Below are 7423 nucleotides of genomic sequence, written 5' to 3' on the forward strand. Positions count from 1 at the left end.
GCCGCACCCACCAGCGCCACATCGCCCACTGCCAGCTCAGGCTGGGCAGTCAATGCCTCCAGCACCGCCACGTAGTGCCCCGCCATCCGCTCGATCGTCTCCCGATCGAACAGCTCCGCCGCGTAGAGAAAGGTCGCATCGACCCGACCGTCTTCGAGCTCCAGCGTCTGCAGCGTCAGCTCGAACTGCGCATCCTCTTCCTCGAAATCCAGCCGCTGAACCGACACGCCCGGCCATTCAGCCAGCGAGCGATGGTCGCGCCGCACGTGGTTGAACATCACCTGGAACAGCGGGTTCGCGCTCAGGCTGCGTTCGGGCCGCAACGCACCGACCAACTGCTCGAACGGCAGGTCCTGATGGGTCTGCGCGCCGATGGCGGTGTCACGCGCCTGCACCAGCAACTCGGCCAGCGTCGTGCGCGGGCCGATTTGCGAGCGCAGCACCTGCGTGTTGACGAAGAAGCCGACGACGCCCGCCGTCTCCGCGCGGTTGCGGTTGGCAATAGGCACGCCGACGCGCGCATCGGTCTGCCCCGTGTGCCGGAACAGCAGCGCATTGAAGCCTGCGAGCAGCGCCATGAACAGCGTTGCGCCCTGCCCCTGCGCCTGCTGGCGCAGCCGCGCGACGGTGTCGGCCGGCAGCGCGACGGTGACGCGTGCCGAGCCGTAGCGGCCATCGGCGTTGCGCGGGCGATCGGTGTGCAGCGAGATCACCGGCTGCTCGGTGCCCAGGTGATCGCGCCACCATGCGAGCTGGCGCTCGCCCTCGCCGCCGTCGAGCCACTGGTTCTGCCAGACGGCGCAGTCGGCGTACTGCACGGTCAACGCGGGCTGCGCCGCTGGCTGCCCCTGCACGCGCGCGGCGTACTGCGCAGCCAGTTCGTCCAGCGTGAGCTGCACGGACCAGCCGTCGGACACGATGTGGTGCATCACGACCAGCAGCTGATGCGTTTGCGCGCCGGTCTTCAGCAGCACGGTGCGCATCAGCGGACCGCGCGTGAGGTCGAAGGGCTCGGTGCGAATGCTGCGCACCTGCTGCTGGATGGCCGCCTCGCGTGCCTCGGCGTCGAGCGTGCTCAGGTCGATGCACGGCAGTTCAACCGTCAAGGCCTCAAGAATGACCTGCTCCGCCTCGCCGTCGCCTTCCTCGCGGAACACGGTGCGCAGCGACTCGTGGCGGTCGACCAGCGCCTGCATGCTCGCGCGCACGGCCTCGGTGTCCAGTTGCCCCGTGAGCACCAGGCCGCCGCTCAGGTGATAGGCGGTGCGGGCCGGGTCCAGCTTCCACAGGAACCACTGCCGGCGCTGGGCAAAAGACAGCGGCGCCCGGTCCTTCTGCGGGCGCGGGGGAATGGCGCTCCCGGCCTCTCGCGTGCCGGCCACGTTCGCACCGCGCAGTCTTTCTTTCAGCCTGGCGCGTTGTTCGGCGCTCAGGCTGGCGCGGCGTGCGGAGATATCCTGGATTTCGGGCATGACGGTGCTTGTTTCAGACGGTGGCGGACAGTCGGTCCGGTGTGGCGGCATCGGCCGGGTCGCCGTTCTCGCTGTTCTCTATTTCTTCGATCAGCCGGGTCTCGACCAGCAGGGCCAGGTCGGCGATGGTTGGCGCCTTGAAGAAGGCAGCCGGGTGCAGCTCGACCTCGTAGGCCTTGCGCACGCGCGCCAGGATCTGGATGGCGAGCAGCGAGTCGCCGCCCAGCTCGAACAGGTTGTCGTGGATGCCGATGGCGGTAATGCCCAGCATGTCCTGCCAGACGGCAGCAAGGCCGGTCTCGAGGTCGCCGTCGGGCGCGACGTAAGGCGTGTCGAGCACGGGGCGCGGATGGTTGCGACGGCCCGCGCGCGCGGCGTGGGCCAGCGGCCCGGACTCGATCAGCTCAAGCATGCCGCTGTCGAGCTCGCCAAGGCGCTGCGTCAGGTCGGTCGTGGAGATCACGACCTGCGAGAACGCCGGGCCGTTGACGATTCGTTCCAGCGCCAGCGCGCCTTCGGGGCCGTCCATGCCGACGCCTTCGGGCAGCACCATGCCAGCGGCCATGCCCAGATCGCGCCAGGCGTCCCAATTGACCGAGAACACCGCGTGGCGCGCACTGCGCTGCACCTGCGCGGCCAGTGCGTCGAGGTACGCGTTGGCCGCGGCGTAGTCGCTCATGCCCAGGCCGCCGGCCATGCTGGAAATGGATGAACAGAAGAGCACGAAATCGAGTGCGTCTTCGCGCACTGCTTCGAGCAGCGCCTGCGTGCCGCGCAGCTTGGGTGCGAACACCGCGTCGACCATGGCGCGGGTGCGCTGGCCGATCATCCCGCTGCTGGCATGGCCCGCCGCGTGGATCACGCCGTGGATGGCGCCGAAGCGCAGCCGGGCCTGCGCGGTGGCCGCCTTCATCTGCGCGGCATCGGCCACGTCTGCGGATAGCGCGAGCACTTCGCCGCCGAGGGTTTCGAGTTCGAGCAGCTGCAGCAGCTTCTGGCGCAATGCCGCGGGCTGCTCAGGCGATGCGGCCAGCGCCTCCCAGGTACTGCGCTCGGGCAACGGCGTGCGTCCGAACAGCACCAGCTTCGCCTGCCACGACTTGGCAAGGTGCCGCGCCACGGAAAGGCCCACGCCGCCGAGGCCACCGGTGATCAGGTAGACGCCGTGGGTGCGCAGCCGCTGCTGCGGCCCTGCGCCCGGCGCAGGCAGCGCCAGCGGCTCGTAGGCCTTGACCCAACGGTGCGGGCCGCGGTACGCCACCAGCGGTTCGTCGTGGCGCGCCGGCATGTCGGCCGCGAGCTGCTTCACCAGCCATGCCTCGGCATCGCTGCCGGCTGTGGGCAGCACCACATCGATGACGCGGCTGTCGATGTGCGGATACTCCTGCCCGATCACCTTGGCCAGGCTGAACAGCGTGGCCTTCTCGGGGCACAGGGGCTCCAGCCCGCTCACGTCTTCCATCTGGTTGGTGACGACCTGGATCGCCAGCTTGCGCTCGCTGCCGGCCGACGCGCTGTCGAGGGCCTGCGCCAGGGCCAGCAGGCTGAAGAAGCCGCGCTCCAGCATCTCGCTCGACTGCGAAGGCGCTGCGAGCTCGTCGTCCACGCTCCACAGGTGATAGATTTTCGAGACCGGCCCCAGCTCGGCCTGCACCTTGCGCAGCACCTGCTCGTGGTCGGCACGCTCGCCGGGGCGCACCGCGTAGTGGCGCGGGCTGATCTCGACGAAGCCCGGCCCCTGCTCCACCCAGACCACGGGATGCGCGTCGGCCTCACGGTGCAGGTGGCGGATCAGGCTGTCGGTGAGGCTGCGCGTTTCGCCGAACACCAGCGTGCAGGTGCCGGTCGGCGCGGGGGTGTACACCGCCAGCAGCGGCTCAGTGCGCTTCCAGGTGGGCACGTAGAAGGCGTCGGCTGCCGGCCCTGCCTTAGCGCTGCCCTCGAATGTGCCCGCCTCGATCCAGTACGACTGGCGCTGGAACGGATAGGTAGGCAACGGCACCTGGCGGCGCGGCTGGCCCGCGCGGCAGGCGGCCCAGTCGATCTCGACACCGGCACACCAGAGCGCGCCGGTCACGCTGGCCAGCTGCCGCTCGTTGCGGGCCTGCTGCTGTGGATGCGCCTGGCTCGCCCAGATGCCCGCGGCCGACCCGGCCAGCGGATGCTGGCGCGCGAGGCCCGCCAGCGTTTCGCCGGGGCCCACTTCGAGCACGACGCGCCCAGCCACGCCGAGCAACACAGCCAGTCCGTCGGCAAAGCGCACGGTACTGCGCAGATGGCGACCCCAGTAGGCCGGGTCCACCGCCTGCTCGGCCGTGATCGGCTGGCCGGTGACGTTGGAGATGAAAGAAATGCGCGGCGCATGGCGCGGCACCGAGGCAACCACCTGCTGCAGTTCGGCCACGATGGACTCGGTCATGGCCGAGTGGGAAGCGATGGCAACGTGCAGGCGGCGCGGCATCAGGCCACCGGCGAGCAGTTGCTTTTCTGCCGCTTCGATGGCCTGCAGCGGCCCCGCGAGCACGCACAGCTGCTGGCCGTTGATCGCGGCGATGTCGCAGCCGGCCTGGAGGAACGGTGCGAGTTCGGCCTCGGTCAGCGCGATGGCCGTCATGGCACCGGCCGGCATCGATTGCATCAAGCGACCGCGCGTGGTGACGATGCGCAGTGCGTCTTCCAGGCTGAACACGCCGGCCAGGCAGGCAGCCACGTATTCACCAAGGCTGTGGCCCAGCATCACGGCGGGTTGCACGCCGCGCGCCATCCAGGTGCGTGCCATCGCGTACTCGACGATGAACAGCACCGGCTGCGTGTATTCGATGCACGACAACTTCTGGTCGGCTGCGGCTTCCGCACCGGCTGCCGGGTAAAGCAGCTGGCGCAGGTCCATGCCCATCGCGTCGTTCAGCAAGGCGCAGCAGCGGTCGACCTCGCCGCGGAACACCGGGTCGTCGCGGTACAGCGCCGCGCCCATGTTGGCGTGCTGCGTGCCGCCGCCGGGGAACAGGAAGGCGACCTCGGGCGCGGTGGCCGGCGCGCGCATCACCTGCTCGAAGCCGCCCTCGGGCGACAGCAGGGTCTGCGCAGCCATGGCATGGCCGTTGGCGACGATGGCCGCGCGCAGCGGCAGCGGGCGGCGCCCGCTCTGCAAGGTGTGCGCGATGTCGGCAAGGGATTGGTCGGCAGACGCTTCGAGATGGCGGCCGAGCTGCCGGCCCGCCTCCTGCAGCGCGGCGGCGTTCTGTGCCGACAGCGGCAGCACCTGCCAGCTGGACGGGTTTTCGGCCGGCTTCGCGGCCGGCGCCTCTTCGAGCACCACATGCACATTGGTGCCGCCGATGCCGAACGAGCTGACGCCCGCGCGGCGCGGCGCGGCACCCGCGGGCCATGCCTTGGTGGCGGCATTGACATAGAACGGGCTCGCCGCGAAATCGATCTGCGGATTGGGCCGCTCGTAGTGCAGGCTGGCCGGCAGCGTCTTGTGCTTGAGCGCCATCACCGTCTTGATGAGGCCGGTGACGCCGGCCGCCGCATCGAGGTGGCCGACGTTGGTCTTGACGGAGCCGATGGCGCAGTAGCCGGTGCGATCTGAATCGGCCCGGAAGGCCTGCGTCAACGCGGCCAGCTCGATCGGGTCGCCGAGCACCGTGCCCGTGCCGTGCGCCTCGATGTAGCCGACGGATTCGGCCGTCACGCCAGCGATCAGTTGCGCCGCGCGGATGACTTCGGCCTGGCCGTTCACGCTGGGCGCGGTGAAGCCGACCTTGTCGGCGCCGTCGTTGTTGGCGGCCGTGCCCTTGATGATGGCGTGGATGGTGTCGCCGTCGCGCAGCGCGTCGTCCAGGCGCTTGAGTGCCACGAGGCCTGCGCCGCTGCCGATTACCGTGCCCGCGGCCTTCTCGTCGAAGGCGCGGCAGTGGCCGTCGGGCGAGAGGATGGCGCCGGCCTGGTAGAGGTAGCCGCCGTCCTGCAGCAGGTTGAGCCACACGCCGCCGGCCAGCGCCATGTCGCAGTCGTAACCCAGCAGCGCCTGGCAGGCTGTGTGCACCGCGGCCAGCGAGGTCGAGCAGGCGGTCTGCACCGTCACTGCCGGGCCGCGCAGGTTGAGCTTGTAGGCCACGCGGGTGCACAGCGAACCGCCGGAGTTGCCGCTCATGAGGCCCAGCAGGTCGGCGATGCCGCGTCCGTCGCCCAGGCCGAATGCGGGCAGCAGGTGCCGCATGAGGTACAGGTTGGGGCCCTCGCCCGCGTACACGCCGATCTTGCCTGGCCAGGTATGCGCGTCGCAGCCGGCATGCTCGAGCGCGGCCCATGCGCACTCCAGGAAGATGCGCTGCTGCGGGTCGAGGTACTCGGCTTCGCGCGGCGAGTAGCCGAAGAAGCCGGCGTCGAACTGGTCGAAGCCCTTGAACTGGACGCCCGCCTTCACGTAGGCCGGATCGTCGAGCAGCTCCTGCGAGATGCCTTGCGCGCGCAGTTGCTCGTCGGTGAAGCCGGCTATGGACTCCACGCCGTCGCGGATGTTGCGCCAGAACGCATCGACGTCGTCGGCGCCCGGAAAGCGCCCTGCCATGCCGACGATGGCGATCTCGATGCCGGTGGCTGCATCGGCCTGCGCGGCCTGTTCGTTGAGGGTGTTCATCAGTTGACTCTTTCCGCGGATTTGCGACGTTGAAGCAAGGCGGCGCGCTGGCGCAGCGCACGGTCGTCGCCGGCCGTGGGCGACAACGCCGCGGGTGCATCGGCGCCGCGCGCCATCCACTGCGCCAGCGAACCGACCGTGGGGTACTTGAAAAGCTGGACCAGCGCGACGGTGGTGCGCAGCCTGTCTTCGAGCAGGCGGTGCACGCGAACCAGCAGCAGCGAATGCCCGCCGAGATCGAAGAAGTTGTCGTGAGTGCCGACCTTGTCCATCTGCAGCACTTCGGCCCAGATGGCGGCTATGGTTTCGGCGATGGGGCCTTGCGGGGCCTCGTAGGGTTTGTCGCTGGTGATGGCGGCGGTGGGGAGTGCTTTGCGGTCTACCTTGCCGTTGGCGTTCAGCGGCAGTGCGTCGAGCACGACGATGACGCTGGGCACCATGTAGTCGGGCAGCGCCTCTGCAAGGCGCTCTCGCAGCGTGGCGGTGTCTATGCCTTGGCCCGAGACGTAGCCCACGAGCCGCGCTCCTGCAGGGCCTTCGTTCGCGACGACCACCGCCTCCCTGACTTCGGGCTGCGCCTGCAACTGCGCCTCAATCTCCCCCAGCTCGATGCGGAACCCCCGCACCTTCACCTGATGGTCAATGCGCCCCAGGTACTCCAGCTGCCCTTCGTTGTTCCAGCGCACCAGATCGCCCGTGCGGTACAGCCGGCTTCCGTTGGCCGCTGCGATGAAGCGCTCTGCCGTCAGTGCTGGCCGCTTCAGGTAGCCCCGTGCGAGGTTGATGCCCCCCAGGTACAGCTCACCCGCCACGCCCGCCGGTACTTCGTTCAGGCTTGCGTCCAGCACGTACGCCTGCGTCTCGCTGATCGGCCGGCCAATCGGCACCTGGCTGCTGCCGTCGTCCCGGCACGTCCACTGGGTGACGTGGATCGTCGTCTCCGTCGGCCCGTACAGGTTCTGCAGCGTGGCGCCGCTCAGGCGTTGAAGTGCTTCTCTTTGCGTGGCTGCGGGCATGGCCTCGCCGCCGCAGATGATGTGCTTGAGCTTCGTCGTTGCTTCGATGCCCTCGTAGGCCAGGAAGGCCTGCAGCATCGAGGGCACGAAGTTCAGCGTCGTGATCTGGTGCTTCTGGATGAGTTCGACCAGGCGTACCGGATCCCGGTGATCGCCCGGGTTGGCGATGACCAGTCTGGCACCAGAGGTCAGCGGCCAGAACATCTCCCAGACCGACACGTCGAAGCCGAAGGGGGCCTTGTGCAGGACCGTGTCAGCGCCTGCGAGGGTGTAGAACTCCTGCATCCAGGCCA

Annotated in this window: 3 protein-coding genes; all 3 read right to left on the reverse strand. The window is 69.2% G+C overall.

From position 1 onward, the window contains the following. A partial coding sequence (locus ACZYSP_RS35165; RefSeq protein ID WP_489019163.1) for a condensation domain-containing protein occupies positions 1-1472 on the reverse strand: 1472 nt, incomplete at its 3' end. 13 nt (positions 1473-1485) lie between these two features. Then, positions 1486-6114: a type I polyketide synthase gene (locus ACZYSP_RS35170; RefSeq protein WP_489019165.1), complete on the reverse strand. Its 4629-nt coding sequence runs from the start codon at positions 6112-6114 to the stop codon at positions 1486-1488. Beyond that, positions 6114-7423: non-ribosomal peptide synthetase (locus ACZYSP_RS35175; RefSeq protein WP_489019167.1), on the reverse strand; the 1310-nt coding region annotated here is incomplete at its 5' end. The genes ACZYSP_RS35170 and ACZYSP_RS35175, both read right to left, overlap by 1 nt.

The sequence above is a fragment of the Variovorax sp. F042 genome, assembly GCF_057814215.1.

What these genes read in the sequence shown, in the direction of transcription:
- ACZYSP_RS35170 (WP_489019165.1), bottom strand. Translation starts at nt 6,114, where the DNA reads ATGAACACCCTCAACGAACAGGCCGCGCAGGCCGATGCAGCCACCGGC.